We start from the raw sequence: 16,883 nt of genomic DNA, 5'->3' as shown, positions 1-16,883 counted from the left end.
CTCACGAAGAAGGTCCCGCCATGTCCGACACTCGGCAAGCCACCGGCAGCAGCGCAGTCGCCAATGTCCTCGGGCGCAGCCTGAACAGGGCGGTTCGTGTCGCAGCTACGGCGGTGGATGCCACGCTCGACGAGTGCAGTAACCTCTTGGGCGTGCTTCAGGAAGCCGGGATCGATACGGCCGAGGACGAAGGAAGGATCGAGGATATCGCTGGTCGGACGGCTGCGATCGAGGGCATGCCCGCGAATGCAGAAACGCTTGAGGCTCTCGCCGCGATCTCAGAGCAAGCTGACGAGCTTCGGGCGACCATTCGAGCGACCATCGAGCACCAGCAAGAACGCGCCACACTGTGCGTCGAGCTGGAGGCCAGGCTCGGGGATTGCCGCGACAACTCGCATAAGCTCCGGGACCTCGGGATCAACACGGCCAAGGTCGATGAAGGTATCAAGGCGCTCGCCGACAGGAAGGCCGTGTTCGAGGGCGAGCATCCGGATGCAGACACATGTCGGGAAATCGCAGCGATCATCAACGACGCTGACGAGCTTCAGGTCACCATCGGTGACCTGATTGCCCGGGCTACCTTGTGCGGTCTGGAGAAAGGCACAATCGGCATCGATGTAGCGAACGCCCGGTCGGTGATCGCCGGGATCACCGAACCAGCCATGCGCAAGGACCTGGATCCACTTCTTGCCGAAGCGATGCGGGAGCGGGACCGGGTCTTCGCACTCGACGACGTCGACGGGCTCGAGAGGGACCTGAAGGCGCTGAAAGAGAAAGTCGATTCTGTAAGATCCCATGCGATGAAACTCTCCAAGTTAGCGGAACGGACCGGCATAGCTCGTCTGGAAGCTCCTGGATGGATTGAGCGCCACCAACGGTTGATCAGTGGAATCGGTTATTCTGGCTATCGTGCTGTACTGGAGAACGCTCTTCAGCAGATCCGGTCCGGCGTGAGTGAGCTTGACAGAGCGCCAGACTTTCGGACGCTCATGACGATAATCAGAGATCTGTCCGAACGACAAAGTGCGCTATCCAACTCTGCTAATATTATCGCGAGAGACTGCAACGATATCGAATACAAGCTATCGCTCACAGCAACGACAGTGGAGAAATACAAAGGGGATCCGAGCTTCCGGGATATCGAAGAGGATTACGAAGATATCATCGAAAACCTGAAATTGCAGCTGGACGGATCAAATGTGAACGAGGCGCAGTCCATGGCCCGGACATCCCTCAAATTTGTCGAGGCGTGCGCGCAGGAAGCGCAGTCCTACGCGATTCTCAAGGAGCTCGATTCCTGGAAGGCTGACATTGATACAATGTTGACCGAACTCGGCGACGCCGCAAACAGGATGCGCGAGGCAGGCGGCGCAGATCCCGAGATAGAGATTTTAAGGGACGGGCTGTCCAAGCTGAACACCGATCGCACGGAGCTTGAGACGATCGCCGACCGAGGCCAGCTCGCCGCCAGTGTCAAGAAGCTGCACTCAGAGGTTTCCACGCAGCTCAGGGCCGCGACGAAGCTCGAACTCGACGGGAAGCTGAAGGAGGATCTGGACGCCCTCGTAGCGGCCATGTCCGCCGAGACCTCCCGCAAGGACGAAATTATCTGCCAAGCCGCCATAGAGGCCCGCTTCGGCGTGACCCTGACGGTAGGCCAGGACGTCCGGACCCGGAGGCTGCCCAGAATGTACGCCCTGCTGCTGAAGGTGCCGGAGACGGATACGGTGACCAACAAAAAGCTGCTGGCGATCGAGTATGCAACTGGACCGGAGTCCTCGGGGAACTACCATGAAGCCACGAAGATCGTCTTCAACGCCATGCCGGAGGACGGACGCACGCAAGACTATGTGCCCGATGCCGGCAGTAATGGCGTGGCTATCTACTACGATGCTACCACGCTGCACGAGGTCGGCCACGCGGTGGACGACAACGAAGGGTTCATGGAGGCGCACGGCGGCTCGGCGGGGTACGGCCAGTGGAGGACGGAAACGCTCGACAGCGTCATCGAGGCGCATGGCAACGCTGGCACTTTCTTCAACAAGTACAGCGGCCCGGGAAGGAAGCCGACCGTTGCCGACCTGAAGCTCTATCTCAGGACGCTGCTGACCGGCGGGACGCCCACGAGGCCGAGCGACAGCACCGCCCTGCTCGGCTCGCTGGTCGACGACTGGGACGCCATCGCCGCCGATGCGACGGTGGAGCGGTGCGCCAAGAGCCTCTGCTCCGCAAAGCCATGGAACGGTGGCCGGGCGATGGCCGAGCAACTCGCCGTCGGCGGACGGGTTTACCAGGAATCTTACCCCGGCACCTGGACCAGCTATGCCCTCGGCGAGCGTGCCGCGACCGGCGTGTCGACCTATCAGTGGCGCGCTCCGGGGGAGTGGTTCGCCGAGATCTACGCGCTGTACTACCAGGGCAAGCTGAAATCCGGCCATCCCATGAAGCCATGGCTGGACGCCCACACCGGGACCATCTCGACGAGCCCCTGAGGGTGGTTCGGGACGCGGCCCGCCGCGCGGGCCATGAGCCAGGCGCTGGACGTGCGCATTGCGTTTGGCTGGCCGGCGCTGCGCGAGAAGATCCGCTGCCGCGGGCTCGGCCCCGACGACATCGCGCTGGCGCTGGTGAAGATGGCGCTCCTGTGCAACGTCTCGGGAGCGCCGGTGTCGGACGATGCCGAACTGCGCCTGCAGGGTGCCGGGGAAGAGCTGCTGGAGCTCGGCTGGGTGCGCGGCGAGGACGAGGCGCTCTTGGCAAGCTTGCGGGTTCCGCGTGACGTCTATGACCACGTGGCCGCGGACAGGAAATGTGGCAGCCCCTGCACGACCAGCTCAGCGGCCGCCCCTTCGTCGACTGCAACCGCTTCCTGGCCCAGCCCGCCGCTTCCGGGCCCAGGCCGGAGCCGGCCTCCTGAACCCACCAGCCTCGCCAGTGCACCAACGCTCCCCGCCGCCACGGCGGATCGCGCGGCGGTCCTCCGCTGCGTGGCCGAACTCGGCATCAGGAGCGGCAGGACCTTCTCGGACTCAGGCTGCGTCCAGAACCGCCTCGATCCGGAGAAGCGCCGCCGCGATCGTCTCGCGAATGGCCACCGGCTCGGCCGTCTCGAAGGGTGCCGTGTCGAGATCATCGGCAAGCCCGCCGCCAAGCCATTCCCGCTTGCCTCGGACAATCTCACGCAGTCGCGCGACTGCCTCGTCCCGTTCGGTGGCATCGACGGCAGCGTCGGCATCGAGAAGGGTGGCGAAAGTGTCCTCGGCCAGTTCGCTCTCCAGCCGCGCATCGACCTTCGACCAGGCAATGTAGGGAACACTGAGATCCTCCAGGATCGCCTTCTTCAACGCCATGACCTGCTGAAGGGCGGCCTCGCGGGCATCGCGCCAGCCGGCCAGCGCCTCGCGGGCGGACGGCGCCTCCGTCGCGGCTGTTCCCTCGATCGAGAAGCGCTGCACAAAGGCGCTGGACTCGAACGCTCCACTCAGAGTCTTGAAAAGATTGCCGATCCCGTCATTCAAATCCTCATCGGAGGCTACCTCCCAGACCTTGTCGACGTAGCGTCCGATCTGTTCGCGATCGAGGATCCGGCCGTCGGGCAGCAGGCCCCGAGCCCGCGCGACGCGGTCCCCGAGCGCGACAAGCGCATCGACGGTGTCACGGCGCCCGGTCTCGTCCTTCCTGATCCGCTCGCCCTTGATCGCATTCCGCGGCAGCGGGCCGCGCCCCAGGAAGGCGGCCAGGTTGCTGGGGTATGCCAGGGCCAGGAGGACCCGCTCGAAAGGCAGGTTCTCCAGGATCGCGGAGCATCGCGCCTCGATGTCCTCGGACGACGGGATGTCCAGCATGGCGATGCTTCTTGCCATTCGGGCCACCTGCTCCGCCAGGCGCTTGACATCGTCCGGACGGTCCTTCCCGGGCAAATCTTCGGGCATGTCCTGGCGGGGCGCCTCGGGCGCGCCGGGTTCCGCGGGTCGAAACGCGCCGTCGATCGGCGCAGCGGCGGTCGCTGTCGCAATGGCTGCGGCATCGACGTCTCCATGGCTGGGATCTTCGCCGCCGCCTGCGGACTCCGCGGCGCCTTCGTCAGAAGACGCGCCGGGCTCCGACGCCTCGTCCCGCGCCTCTTCGACCGGTTCGCCGTCCTCGGCACTGCTGACCTGAACCGTGACCTCGGTCCAGGGAACGGAAAGTCTGAACTGGGTCCTGAAATACTCCTGAAAGCCCTTCTTCAAGGTGCTTTCGCCGACCTGCTTCTGGCAGTCGAGGACCAGCACCGTGCCGTCGAGCCGTACAGTGCCCAAGGTGACGAGCTGGAAGCGGGGCTTCTTCGGCGGGTTCGGGCCTTCGTACGGCATGGACTTCAGCAGCGACGCAACGGCGCTGGGCCGTCCCTTGTCCACCGCAACGACGGACAGCGCGCTTTCGCCGAGGCGGCCGAAGGCGAATGACCGCTCGGCACCGCCCTCCGTCAGCGCGATCGCATTCTTGAACTTGGTCGCGGTGTCTTTGTTGTGGGCTAGTGCCATGGCTCGCCTGTGTCCCTGGATCTGTGGAGAGGATCCGCTCGGCATTCCGTGAAACGTACCGACCGCGCCGGAAGGAAGCGGCCCGATCGCCGTCGGGGCGCGCCATTGTGACCGGCGCCGGTGCCTGGCGTCATGCAAAGCCGGCATTCCATGATACGGCCGGGGCTGTTACGCCGATGGCCGCTTGACTGCCGTATCGGACGTCGTGCCGGGCGTGCCGAGCTCGATGTCCAGGCTACCGCCAAAGACCGGCCGGTTCGTCGCGAAGCTGTAACGCGGCCTTGCCAGCCTTGCCCGGCCAGGTGTGACCCGGCGCCATTGCGGGATCGCGATGATCGTCTCTCCCGCGGCGGCAGCGCTTGAGGGACCGCGCCTGCGCGCAACCAGCCCGAGGCCAGGAGAGCAGCACCATGTCCGACAGCATCGCCGCCGGGTCGAGCCGCCTGCAGATCTTGCACGCCTCCGACCTCGAAGGCGGGGTGGACGCGATCGGCCGCGCGGCCAATTTCGCCGCGATCGAGGCGGCGCTCGAACGGGAGGTCGAGACATCGATCACCCTGTCCGCCGGCGACAACTACATCCCCGGACCGTTCCTGAACGCGTCCGGAGACCCGAGCTTGGCGGAGCCGTTCACGCGTGCCTATGACGCGCTGTTCGGACTGCCGGAGGGCGCGGGCTTCGGGCCGCTCGGCGTCGGCGCCGGACGCGCTGATATCACGCTGATGAACCTGATCGGATTCGATGCCTCGGCGTTGGGCAACCACGAGTTCGATCTGGGCCCGGGACAGGTCGGCTCGATCATCGGCACGGAGGCCGAGGCGGACCAGGGCATCGCCGGGATCGCCTGGCCCGGCGCCCAGTTCCCCTATCTCACGGCCAATCTGGAATTCCCGGGATCCTCGCTCGAAGGACTGTTCACGCCGGACCTGCGGCCGGCCTCCAGCTTCGCGACCGATCTCGACGACCCGACGGCCGACCCGGCCAAGATCGCGGCCTCCACCATCGTCGAGGACAATGGCGAGCGCGTCGGCGTCATCGGGCTCACCACGCCGGACCTGGACAGGATCTCGTCGCCCGGGGATGTCGGCGTCATCGGGTCGAACGACGACCTGTCCACGCTGGCCGACCTCGTCAACGGCCAGGCCGAGCGGCTGGCCGCCGAGGGCGTGAACAAGATCGTGCTCGTCAGCCATCTCCAGCAACTGCAGCTCGAGGCGAACCTGGCGCCCCTGCTCCAGGGCGTCGACGTCGTCATCGCAGGCGGGTCCGACACGCTGCTGGCCGACGAGACCGATCCGCTGCAGCCCGGCGACACGCCGGACGGCGCCTATCCCCTGATCGCCACCGGCGCCGACGGGAACCCGATCGCGATCGTCTCGACCGACGGCGAATACAGCTATGTCGGCCGCCTCGTCGTGACATTCGACGGGAACGGCGTGCTCGATCCCGACAGCATCGACGCCGAGGAGAGCGGCGCCTACGCGACCACCGATGAGGTCGTGGACGACCTCTACGCGGATGGCGAGGACCCCTTCGCCGACGGCACGCCGGGCGGCGAGGCACGCCAGATCGTCGACGCGGTGGCGGCCATCGTGACCGAGCAGGACGGCAACATCCTCGGCCGCAGCTCGGTCTTCCTCGACGGCCAGCGCAGCGAGGTGCGCACCGAGGAAACCAATTTCGGGGACCTCGCGGCCGACGCCAACCTGGCGGCTGCGAAGGCATTCGACGGGACGGTGATGGTCTCGATCAAGAACGGCGGCGGCATCCGTGCACCGATCGGCGAGATCGCGGACGACGGCACCCCGCTGCCGCCCCAGGCGAACCCGGAGGCCGGCAAGGAGGCCGGCGAGGTCTCGGAGCTGGACGTCACCAACGCCCTGCGCTTCAACAACTCCCTGACGCTCGTCACCCTGACGCCGGAACAGCTGCTGGGCGTGCTCGAGCATGCTGTGTCGGGCACCGCGGAGGGGGCGACGCCCGGCCAGTTCGCGCAGATCGGCGGCCTCGCCTTCAGCTTCGATCCCGAACGGCCGCCGGGCGGGCGCGTGGAGACCGTGCGCCTGCTCGACGCCGATGGGAACCCCGGCACACTCGTCGTGGACGAAGGATCCGTCGCGGCTGGGGCGCCCGAGGCGATCCGCATCGTCACGCCCGGCTTCCTCGTGGATGGCGGCGACGGCTACCCGTTCCCCGACTACATCGCCGCCGACCCGGCATTCGCCGACCGGGTGGATCTCGACGATGCGCTGACCGAGGAGGGAGCCGCCGGTTTCGCGCCCCCCGGCACCGAGCAGGATGCCCTCGCGGAATACCTGCTGGACGAGTTCTCCGACCAGCCCTTCGACCGGACGGAGACAGCCCCGGAAGAGGACGAGCGGATCCAGAACCTCGCGGTCCGCGAGGACGGCCTCGACGAGGACGGTGATGGCGGCGGCGAGGTGTCCATCGACGAGATCCAGGGCGCCGGCCATCGCTCGGCGCTCGAGGGTCAGGTCGTGACGACGCGCGGCATCGTCACCGCCGTCGACGGCAACGGCTATTATCTGCAGGCCGAGCGGGATGCCGACGGAAACGCCGCGACCTCCTCCGGCATCTTCGTCTTCACCGGCGACGCGCCGGCCGTGTCGGTCGGCACGGAGCTGCGGATCACCGGCGAGGTCGCGGAGTTCACGCCCGGCGGCGCGGACGGAGGCAACCTGTCCACGACCGAGATCACCGGGGTCACGCAGGCCGACGTGAAGTCGGTCGGCAACGACCTGCCCGAGGCGGTGGTCCTCGGCGAAGAACGCCGCGCCCCCACCTCCGTCATCGACGACGACGGGCTGGCGCTGTTCCAGCCCTCGCAGGATGGCATCGACTTCTACGAGAGCCTGGAGGGCATGCGCGTCACCGTGGGCGACGCGCTTGCCGTGTCACCGACCAACGGGTTCGGCGAGATCGTGGCGCTCGCGGGCGGTGGCGACGCTACCGGCCTGAACGAGCGTGACTCGCTCGTGATCGCGCGCGACGACTTCAACCCCGAGCGCATCCAGCTCCAGTTCGATGCCGACGTGTCATCGGGAATCGAGACACCTTCGGTCGAGACCGGCGCCCGGCTCGGGGACGTGACGGGCGTGCTCGGCTACGGCTTCGGCAATTTCGAGCTGCTCGTGCAGGATCTCGGCCGGGTTCGGGATGGTGACCTCGCGCGCGAGAGCGCCGGGATCGATACCGGTCCCGGGCGCCTGACCATCGCGGGCTACAATGTCGAGAACCTGGATCCCAACGATTCCGACGGCGACGGCGACCTCGCCGACGGCAAGTTCGACCTGATCGCCCGGCAGATTGTCGAGAATCTCGATGCGCCGGACATCGTGGCCCTGCAGGAGGTGCAGGACGCGAGCGGTTCGGCGGACGACGGGACCATCACCGGTGCGGCTACGGCGCAGGCGCTGATCACCGCCATCGCGGCCGCGGGCGGCCCCGCCTATTCTTATGTCGAGGTGGCGCCGGAGGACGGCACGAGCGGCGGCCAGCCAGGGGGGAACATCCGGAACGGCTATCTCTTCGATCCGCTGCGCGTCGACTATGTGGAGGGCAGCACCACCGTCATCGGACCGCGCGGCGATGGCGCCTTTCTGGATGCCCGCAATCCCCTCCATGCCCGCTTCGAATTCGAGGGGCAGGCGGTGGACCTGATCAACGTCCACAACACGTCGAAGGGCGGCTCCACCCCGCTTTTCGGGACGGAGCAGCCGCCGGTCAACGGCGGGGAAGACCAGCGCACGGCGCAGGGCGAAGCCGTCAACGCCTTCGTGGACGGGCTGCTGGACGCCGATCCCGATGCCAACGTCGTCGTGCTCGGCGATTTCAACGAGTTCCAGTTCCTGGAGCCGCTGGAAGCCGTGGCCGGAACAGGCCTCGACCGCGTGCTGACGAACCTCGCCGGCACGCTGCCGGCGGGCGAACGCTACAGCTACAACTTCGAGGGCAACGCGCAGGCGCTCGACCATGTCCTGGTCACCGACAGCCTCCTGGACGATGCGCTCTACGACATCGTGCACATGAACGCGGAGTTCGCCGACCGGGCCAGCGACCACGACGCGACCCTGGTGAGCCTCGGCTTCGGCAACCGGGCTGGGAGCTCCGGCCTGCCCCTGCCGGAGGAGGTCGGCTTCATCGCATGAGCATGGCATGAGGCACGCGGGGGCTGGCCCCGAGCCGATGAGCCCGTTGGACGTCGTCGTGCGTTACGCCTTTCGGTGGCGGTCCCTGGGCCATGAGGCCCGGTGCCACCGCCGATCGGGACGACGCGCGACGACGCTCCGGGACTGGGCTCATGGACAAGCTGCGCATGCTCCGCCACGGCCTCTACGCTGCGAGCTTTCTCGCGGGAACCGTGCTCGGCTGGCCGGCGGCCGAAGCGCCCGCGCGTCCGGCGGAGCACGGCACTCATGAGCCTGCCGTATCCGAAGGGTGCCGGGCAGCGCCGCCGACGGCGCCGCCGGACCGGATCACGGTCCATGGGCGCGAGCGGCCGTTGATCGTCGCCGCACCCGAGGTGCCCACGCCGGGCCGGCCGCTGCCGCTCGTGATCGCCTTCCACGGGCGCACCAGCCCGGCAGAGCGCGTGCGCCGTTACTACGACCTCGAGACGCAGGGCCTCAACGCGGTCTTCGTCTATCCCAGCGCGCTGCCCGCGCCGGATGGAACCTTCTCGTGGCAGGATCCCGGCGATGCCCCGGGACGGCTGCGCGATTTTGCGCTGTTCGACGCCATTGTCGAGACCATGGGCAGGCACCACTGCATCGACCGGGGCCAGGTCTTCGTCGTCGGCCATTCCCTCGGCGCGACCTTCGCCAGCAGCCTCGGCTGCGCACGGGGAAACGCGATTCGCGGGGTCGCAGCCGTGGCCGGCGGGATCGCGCCCTCGCGGTGCCGGGGCAGCCCCGCTGCGCTGCTGCTGCACAATCCCGCGGATGCGCATGTCCCGCTTGCCGAAGGCGAGCGCGCGCGTGACAGCTTCCTGGCGCAGGCCGGACTCGCGGGGTACCGGGCGCTGCCGCGGCATCTCGCCGGCTTCGCCTGCCAGCAGTGGGGGGACGCCAGCGCGGCGGGTCCGGTTCTCTGGTGCCTGCACCACGAGGACGACGGCGCGGGCGGGCGCAGCTACCCGCATACCTGGCCCGATGCCGCCGGCACCGCCATCGCGGCATTCCTCGCCGCGCTCGCCCCGCCGACGCTGGCCGAGACGGCCGACTGACCGCACCCGTCAGAGCAGGCGCGGCGGATCCTCGGCCAGAGGACGGATGCAGCCTTCGTCCTCGTTGCGAACGCTGTTGACCCGCGGGTCCACGGGATAGAGCTCCAGCCAGTCGTCGGGACAGGGCCGCACCAGGGCCAGGGCGTCCTCCGCCGCTCGGGCGGGGTCGAGCCAGGCATCGCGGTCCTCGGGCCCCAGGATCACGGGCATGCGGTCATGGAGCGGACGGAGCAGCGCGTTGGCCGCGGTCGTCACGATGGTGACGGTCTCCAGCGGCTGGTCGAGCGGCGCGCCCTTGGGCCCGCGCCAGCGCTCCCACAGCCCCGCCAGGGCAAAGGGCCCGCGGTCCCTCATGACGATCCGGTAGGGCTGTTTGCGGCCGCCTTCCTGCTTCCATTCATAGAAGCCGTCCGCCAGGACCAGGCAGCGCCGCCGCCGCGCCGCCTCGCGGAAGCTCGCCTTCTCCAGCAGGCTCTCACCGCGGGCATTGATCATACGGTTGCCGATGGACACGTCCTCGGCCCAGTGCGGAACGAGCCCCCAGCGCAGAAGCGCCAGATGCCGGCCCGGCGCGCCGTCCTCTCCGGCCGACAGCCGCACCACCGGCACGGGCTGGGTCGGCGCCACGTTATACCGCGGCGGCAGGTTCGGCCTCTCGGGAAAGCCGAAGACGCGCGCGAGTTCGTCGACGGGCTTGGTCAGCGTGTAGCGTCCGCACATTCCTACAAGATGGGCCATCGCCCTGCCGGATGCCAGCTCTGCCGGCGGATGGTCTAGGCGGCGAGCCGGCATCGCTTTAAGCTCCCTGCCGACCGACAACATCCGGGGGAGCAGTGATGACGAAGTTCGGCTTCGGACAGGCCGTGCCGCGCACCGAGGACGCCCGCCTTCTGAAGGGCGGCGGGCGCTACACGGACGACGTCGGCATCCCCGGGCAGGTCCACGCCTACGTCCTGCGCTCGCCGCACGCGCATGCGCGCATCTCGGGCGTCGACGTCGAGGCTGCGCGCTCCGCGCCCGGCGTGCTGGGCGTCTACACCGGCGCCGATCTGGAAGCCGACGGCATCGGCCATCTCGCGAATCTGGTCCCCCTGCGCCAGACCGACGGAAGCCTGCTGGTCACGCCGCCGCGCCCGGCGCTGGCCCTCGGGCGGGTGCGCCATGTCGGCGACCCCGTCGCCTTCGTCGTTGCCGAGACCTACGATCAGGCCCGCGACGCGGCCGAGCTGATCGCGGTCGACTACGACGAGCTGCCGGCCGTGGTGGACCCGGCCGACGCGCTCGCCGCCGGCGCGGCGCAGGTCTGGGACCAGGCGCCGGGCAACCTCTGCTTCACCTGGGAGAAGGGCGACGCCGTCGGGGTCGATGCCGGCTTCGCGCGGGCCGCGCGCACGGTCGCGGTCGACCTCGTGAACAACCGCGTCGTGGCCAGCTCCATGGAGGGAAGGGCCTGCCTCGGGGCCGTGGACTCCGCGACGGGACGCTTGGTGCTCCACGTCTCCAGCCAGGGCGTGCACAGCCTGCGCGGCCAGCTCGCCAAGATCTTCGGGGTCGAGGAATCGGCGCTGCACGTGCTGACCGGCGACGTGGGCGGCGGCTTCGGCATGAAGATCTTCATGTACCCGGAATACGTGCTCGCGCTCTATGCCGCGCGAAAGATCGGCAGGCCAGTCAAGTGGACCTCCGACCGCTCGGAAGCCTTCCTGTCCGACGACCACGGCCGAGACAACCTGACCCGCGCCGAGCTGGCGCTGGACGCCGACGGCCGCTTCCTGGCGCTGCGCGTGCGCACCACCGCGAATCTCGGGGCCTATCTCTCCAACTACGCGGCCTATATCCCGACCGAAGCCGGCACGGGCATGCTCGCGGGCGTCTACACGACGCCGGCGATCCATGTCGCCGTGAAGGGCGTCTTCACCAACACCCAGCCCGTCGACGCCTATCGCGGCGCCGGCCGCCCCGAGGCCGCCTACGTCGTGGAGCGCATCGTGGATGCCGCGGCGCGCGCCACGGGGCTCGGGCCGGCCGAGATCCGGCGACGCAACTTCATCCCCCCGGAGGCGATGCCCTTCATGACCTCCATGGGCCTGACCTACGACAGCGGCGACTTTCGCAGGAATCTCGAGGACGCCATCGTGGCTGCGGACTGGGCGGGCTTCGAGGCGCGCCGGGCCGAGAGTCGCGCGCGCGGGCGGCTGCGCGGCATCGGGCTCAGCACCTATATCGAGGCCTGCTCCGGCGGCGGGCCCGAGCAGGCGACGATCCGCGTCCGCGGCGACGGCAAAATCATCGTGCTGATCGGCTCCCAGACCAATGGCCAGGGACACGAAACCGCCTACAAGCAGGTCGTGTGCGACCGGCTGGGGGTCGACCCCGACGACATAGAGGTGATCCAGGGCGACAGCGACCTGATCAGCTTCGGCAGCGGCACCGGCGGGTCCCGTTCCGCCCCGGTGGGCGGCGCCGCCCTGGCGGAGAGCGCGGCGAAGGTGATCGAGAAGGCCAAGGCGAAGGCCTCCGACCTGCTGGAAGCGGCGGCCGTCGACGTGGTCTTCCGCGAAGGCTCCTTCGAGATCGCCGGCACCGACCGCCGCGTCTCGTTCCAGGATGTCGCCAGGGCCGCGGCGCCGACGCCGGACGCCCTCGCCTTCGACGAGGACGCGCGCTGGACGCCGCCCTCCTCGACCTTCCCCAATGGCTGCCACGTCTGCGAGCTGGAGATCGACCCCGACACCGGCTCGGTCGAGATCCTGCGCTACACGGTGGTCGACGACTTCGGCAAGGTCCTGAACCCGATGATGGTGGCGGGCCAGGTCCATGGCGGCGTCGCCCAGGGCGTGGGACAGGCGCTGACCGAGCGGGTCGTCTTCGATCGCGGCAACGGCCAGCTCCTGACGGCGTCCTTCACGGACTACGCGCTGCCCCGCGCCGACGACCTGCCGCCGATCGCCCTGAAGCTGAACGAGGTGCCCTGCCGCACCAACGCGCTCGGCATGAAGGGCGCAGGCGAAGCGGGTGCCATCGGGGCACCGCCGGCCGTGATCAACGCTCTGGTCGATGCGTTGAACCATCTGGGCGTCACCCATGTGGACATGCCCGCCACGCCCGAGGCCGTATGGCGGCTGTGCCAGACGGGGCTCGCCGTCGCCGCGGAGTGAGGTTCGCGAGCAAGCGTCCGGGGGCAGCGCGCCTTGCCACTACCTTGCGGCGGTGCCCGCGGCTATGCTGGGACCGTCCGTAGCCCCCGAGGACCCATGCCCGACGCGTTTCTCGCAAAGTTGCTGCCGCAGGTACGGACCATAGCCCGCGAGGCCGGGCAGATCGTCCTCCGCTACTATCTCGACGGAATCCCGTCGGAGCTGAAGGCGGACGGCAGCCCGGTAACAACCGCGGACCATGCGGCCGAGGGGGTGATCATGCCGGCGCTCCACCACCTGACGCCCGACATCCCGGTAATCTCCGAGGAGAACCATGCGGCCGGGCTCTCGGCTGCGGTGAAGTCGGATTTCTGGCTGGTCGACCCGCTGGACGGAACGCGCAGCTTCGTGGACAAGACCGACGAGTTCACCGTGAATATCGGGCTCGTGCGTGGCGGGGTGCCGGTCCTGGGCGTGATCTACGCGCCTGTCAGCGGCGAGATGTTCGCTGCGGCGGGGCCCGGCACCGCGATGCAATGCGTCAAAGGACGGGACAAGCCGATCTTCGCCCGCCGGCCGCCGGCCGAGGGGCTGACTGTGGTCGCCAGCCGCCGGCATGTGGACGAGGGACGGCTGACGCAGTTCCTGGCAGGCCAGACGGTGGCGCGGGAACTGCGGTCGAGCAGCGCGTACAAATTCTGCCTGCTCGCCTCGGGCCAGGCGGACCTGTATCCGCGTTTCGGCCCCACCAGCGAGTGGGACACCGCCGCGGGCCATGCGATCCTGACGGCGGCCGGCGGCAGCGTGCTGACGCCCGAGGGCACGCCGCTGAGCTACGCGAAGCCCGATTTCCGCAACGGCGACTTCATCGCCTACGGGCTGAGATGACGGCGGGCCTCGCGGCCGCGGCGATCGAGGTCCTGGCCGCCGCGGAGCCGGCCGAGAAGATCCGCCTGACGAACCTCCACGCGGAGGCGTGGCGCGCCGGGCGCCTTGCGCCGCCCGCCCCCGGGGACCCACGCCCGCCCGAGCGGCCGGGCCGGCCCGCACGACCCGAACTCCGCCCGCCACGGGAGATGCCCGCGCGGCGCAAGGCCGGGAGCCTTGCGGGAAGGGTCGCCCTGCTCCATGCGCTGGCCCATATCGAGCTGAACGCCATCGACCTGTCCTGGGATATCGTGGCGCGGTTTGGCGCTGCAAGCGAAGGCGGAGTACCTGTCCCACGTGCCTTCTGCGAGGACTGGGTCTCCGTCGCCCATGACGAGGCGCGTCACTTCGGCATGCTGGCGCGCAGGCTCGAGGAGCTCGGCAGCGCCTACGGCGCCCTGCCCGCCCATGACGGGCTCTGGCAGGCCTCGCAGGAGACCGCCCACGACATGGCGGCCCGGCTCGCCATCGTGCCGCTGGTTCTGGAAGCGCGCGGCCTTGACGTGACTCCCGCCACGGTGGAGAACCTGCGTCGCTTCGGCGACGATCCCTCTGCCGACATCCTCCAGATCATCCATGACGACGAGATCGGACACGTAGCGGCGGGGCGGCGCTGGTTCGGCTGGGTCTGCGCGCGCCGAGGCTGCGATACGGTAACGACCTGGCAGGAGCTCGTGCGCCGGCATTTCCGCGGCATGCTGAAGCCGCCCTTCAACATCGAGAGCCGCAGCCGGGCCGAGTTCGGCCCCGAATTCTACGTTCCCCTGGTCGAGCAGGATCCGCCGCGGGGCGAATAGGCCCCGCAGCCTCCGCGTCGGATGTCGGCTGCGCGGGCGCTACTCTTCCGTAGCCTCCGCCGTTTGCGGGCCGTTGCTGAGGTCGTCGCGCCATTCCAGGGCGACCTCGGCCGTGCCGTCGTCGACGATGCCTAGCTGCCGGGCCGCGGCATGGGAGAGATCGATGACGCGGCCACGCAGATAAGGGCCCCGATCGTTGATGCGCACGCGAACGGTGCGCCCGTTCTCCAGGTTGCGCACGGTCACCATGGTGCCGATGGGAAGCGTCCGGTGGGCCGCCGTCAGGCCGTTCTGGTTGAACCGTTCTCCATTGGCGGTCTTGCGCCCGTGGAAGCCCGGCCCGTACCAGGAAGCCTTGCCATGCTGCACCCGGGGCGGCGGCTCGGGAGCCGAGGCCGCGGTTACCGGCGGCGGCTCAGGCGGCGGGGCGCCGCAGCCGCCGAGACCTAGCGCGAGCGCGAACGCGAGCGCGCCAAAGAACCTTGAGAACCCTGCCATCCGCCGGAAACCCTTCAGCCCGTTCCATCGGGCCAACGGAGCTCCGGCGCCGTGGTTTCAACGGCCTCACAGAGTACTTCCTGCGGGGCAGAGCGGCCGGCGGAGGGGTCGATCCCGCAAAAGGGTGAGACAATCCGCCGCCCCTGCGTCGGAGGCGATGCAGACAGGCCCCTCGGCGCCGTGGCGGAACAGCCGGTAGGCCCCGTCCGCACCACGCTCGAACGTCAGGATCGGCCTCGTCCCTTCGGATCCGAAGATCTCGATGCTGTCGCGGTTCCTCCCGGTGCTGCGGGCGATGCGCGCCCACTCCCCCCTTGCGCAGCGTGGCAATGCGGCGCGGAAGAACTCGATCAGGTCCGCCGGTGTGAACCGGGCTTTCGAAAAGGGGATCACGCTCATGTGACGGCCACTGGTTCATTGAGGTGACCCCAATGTACCGCGACGCGAATGGCCTCGCCTGTGAGAGTGCTCACGTTTAGGCGGGTCGACCCATTTTGGTAAACGGTGTGTTAACGACACCACAGCGTGTCGGAAGTGTCGCGCCCGGCGAGGAAAGGCTTCGCCGGAAGGGGGAGCCCGCCCGGTGCACCGGGCGGGCTCGACAGATACTCAAGCCTCCGCGAGGTCGTCGCCCTGCCCCTTGATGCGGTGCGCGAGCGCCGCCTGCAGGAACAGATCGATGTCGCCGTCCAGGACCGACTGGGTCTGGCTGGTCTCGACGGCGGTCCGCAGGTCCTTGACCATCTGGTAAGGCTGCAGGACGTAGGAGCGGATCTGGTGGCCCCAGCCGATATCTGTCTTCTGGGCTTCCAGAGCGGCGCTCTTCTCCTCGCGCTTGCGCAGCTCCATCTCGTAGATCCTGGCTCGCAGCATCTCGAAGGCCTTGGCCCGATTCTTGTGCTGCGATCGCTCCTGCTGGCAGGCGACGACGATGCCCGTCGGCAGGTGGGTGATGCGGATGGCAGAATCCGTCTTGTTGACGTGCTGGCCGCCCGCGCCCGAGGCCCTGAAGGTGTCGATCTTCAGGTCCTTGTCCAGGATCTCGACCTCGATGCGATCGTCGATCACCGGGGTGACCGAGACCGCCGCGAAGCTGGTCTGTCGGCGCGCTTGGCTGTCGAAGGGGCTGATGCGGACGAGCCGGTGAACGCCGGACTCCGTCTTCAGCCAGCCATAGGCATTGTGCCCCTTGATCTGGACCGTCGCCGACTTGATGCCGGCCTCTTCGCCGGGACTCTCCTCGAGCCATTCGGTCTTGTAGCCGTGCTGCTCCGCCCAGCGCAGGTACATGCGCATCAGCATCTCGGCCCAGTCCTGGGCCTCGGTGCCGCCGGCGCCGGCATTGACCTCGAGGAAGCAGTCGTTGGCGTCGGCCTCGCCGGACAGGAGGCTCTCCAACTCCAGCTTGGCGGCGCGGTCCTTCAGCTCCATCATGGCCGCCTCGGCGTCATCCAGGATGCCCTGGTCGCCTTCGAGCTCGGCCATCTCGATCAGCTCGGCATTGTCCCGCAGCTCCTGCTCGAGCCTGCGGTAACCGTTGACGGCCGTGTCGAGCTGGGTCCGCTCCCGCATCACCTGCTGCGCGCGGGCGGAATCGTTCCAGAGGTTCGGGTCCTCGGCGAGGGCGTTCAGTTCGTCGAGGCGTCTGACAGCGTTATCCCAGTCAAAGATGCCTCCTCAGCAGCGCCAGCGATTCCTTGATCGCATCGGCGGCTGCTTGGATCTCGGCGCGCATGCGCTCCTCCGCGACAGC

11 protein-coding genes are annotated in these 16,883 nt (G+C 68.5%); 6 read left to right on the top strand and 5 right to left on the bottom strand.

The genetic code is table 11. From position 1 onward, the window contains the following. Window positions 1-20: 20 nt before the first annotated feature. Window positions 21-2,492: a hypothetical protein gene (locus JUB13_RS07820; RefSeq protein WP_207478243.1), complete on the top strand. Its 2,472-nt coding sequence runs from the start codon at window positions 21-23 to the stop codon at window positions 2,490-2,492. A 537-nt stretch (window positions 2,493-3,029) separates the two neighbouring features. Here JUB13_RS07820 and JUB13_RS07815 read toward each other — a convergent pair. After that, window positions 3,030-4,526 (bottom strand): hypothetical protein, encoded by a 1,497-nt coding sequence (locus JUB13_RS07815; RefSeq protein WP_207478242.1) that lies wholly within the window; start codon window positions 4,524-4,526, stop codon window positions 3,030-3,032. Between the two features lie 410 nt (window positions 4,527-4,936). Here JUB13_RS07815 and JUB13_RS07810 point away from each other — a divergent pair, with 410 nt between their 5' ends. Together JUB13_RS07810 and JUB13_RS07805 are read left to right on the top strand one after the other, a co-directional pair. Then, complete coding sequence (locus JUB13_RS07810; protein ID WP_207478241.1) at window positions 4,937-8,695, top strand: 5'-nucleotidase C-terminal domain-containing protein; 3,759 nt, start codon at window positions 4,937-4,939, stop codon at window positions 8,693-8,695. A 152-nt stretch (window positions 8,696-8,847) separates the two neighbouring features. Further along, window positions 8,848-9,771, top strand: a complete 924-nt coding sequence (locus JUB13_RS07805; protein ID WP_207478240.1) for an alpha/beta hydrolase family esterase — start codon at window positions 8,848-8,850, stop codon at window positions 9,769-9,771. Window positions 9,772-9,780: 9 nt separating this feature from the next. Here JUB13_RS07805 and JUB13_RS07800 read toward each other — a convergent pair whose 3' ends face one another. After that, on the bottom strand, window positions 9,781-10,563 hold the full coding sequence (locus tag JUB13_RS07800) for an SOS response-associated peptidase (RefSeq protein ID WP_236024816.1): 783 nt from the start codon (window positions 10,561-10,563) through the stop codon (window positions 9,781-9,783). A 44-nt stretch (window positions 10,564-10,607) separates the two neighbouring features. Here JUB13_RS07800 and JUB13_RS07795 point away from each other — a divergent pair, with 44 nt between their 5' ends. The 3 genes from JUB13_RS07795 (at window position 10,608) to JUB13_RS07785 (ending at window position 14,632) form a co-directional block, all read left to right on the top strand. After that, entirely contained in the window at window positions 10,608-12,929 is a 2,322-nt protein-coding gene (locus JUB13_RS07795; RefSeq protein ID WP_207478239.1) for a xanthine dehydrogenase family protein molybdopterin-binding subunit, read from the top strand. A 96-nt stretch (window positions 12,930-13,025) separates the two neighbouring features. Beyond that, window positions 13,026-13,796, top strand: a complete 771-nt coding sequence (cysQ, locus tag JUB13_RS07790; protein WP_207478238.1) for a 3'(2'),5'-bisphosphate nucleotidase CysQ — start codon at window positions 13,026-13,028, stop codon at window positions 13,794-13,796. Beyond that, on the top strand, window positions 13,793-14,632 hold the full coding sequence (locus tag JUB13_RS07785) for a ferritin-like domain-containing protein (protein ID WP_207478237.1): 840 nt from the start codon (window positions 13,793-13,795) through the stop codon (window positions 14,630-14,632). Before cysQ ends, JUB13_RS07785 begins: the two co-directional genes overlap by 4 nt. A 39-nt stretch (window positions 14,633-14,671) precedes the next feature. Here the strand turns inward: JUB13_RS07785 and JUB13_RS07780 are convergent, their stop codons facing one another. The 3 genes from JUB13_RS07780 to prfB form a co-directional block, all read right to left on the bottom strand. Next, window positions 14,672-15,130: a septal ring lytic transglycosylase RlpA family protein gene (locus tag JUB13_RS07780; protein ID WP_207478236.1), complete on the bottom strand. Its 459-nt coding sequence runs from the start codon at window positions 15,128-15,130 to the stop codon at window positions 14,672-14,674. Window positions 15,131-15,196: 66 nt separating this feature from the next. Then, complete coding sequence (locus JUB13_RS07775; RefSeq protein ID WP_207478235.1) at window positions 15,197-15,529, bottom strand: hypothetical protein; 333 nt, start codon at window positions 15,527-15,529, stop codon at window positions 15,197-15,199. Window positions 15,530-15,739: 210 nt separating this feature from the next. Next, a protein-coding gene (gene prfB, locus JUB13_RS07770) for a peptide chain release factor 2 (RefSeq protein ID WP_207478234.1) occupies window positions 15,740-16,865 on the bottom strand; the annotation gives its coding sequence in 2 pieces (ribosomal slippage) (window positions 15,740-16,795 and window positions 16,797-16,865; 1,125 coding nt in all). Between the last annotated feature and the right edge of the window lie 18 nt (window positions 16,866-16,883).

Origin of the sequence: Arenibaculum pallidiluteum, assembly GCF_017355985.1 — a bacterium.
Classification (GTDB): Bacteria; Pseudomonadota; Alphaproteobacteria; order Azospirillales; family Azospirillaceae; genus Arenibaculum; species Arenibaculum pallidiluteum.
This window is presented reverse-complemented; position numbering and strand designations above follow the sequence as displayed.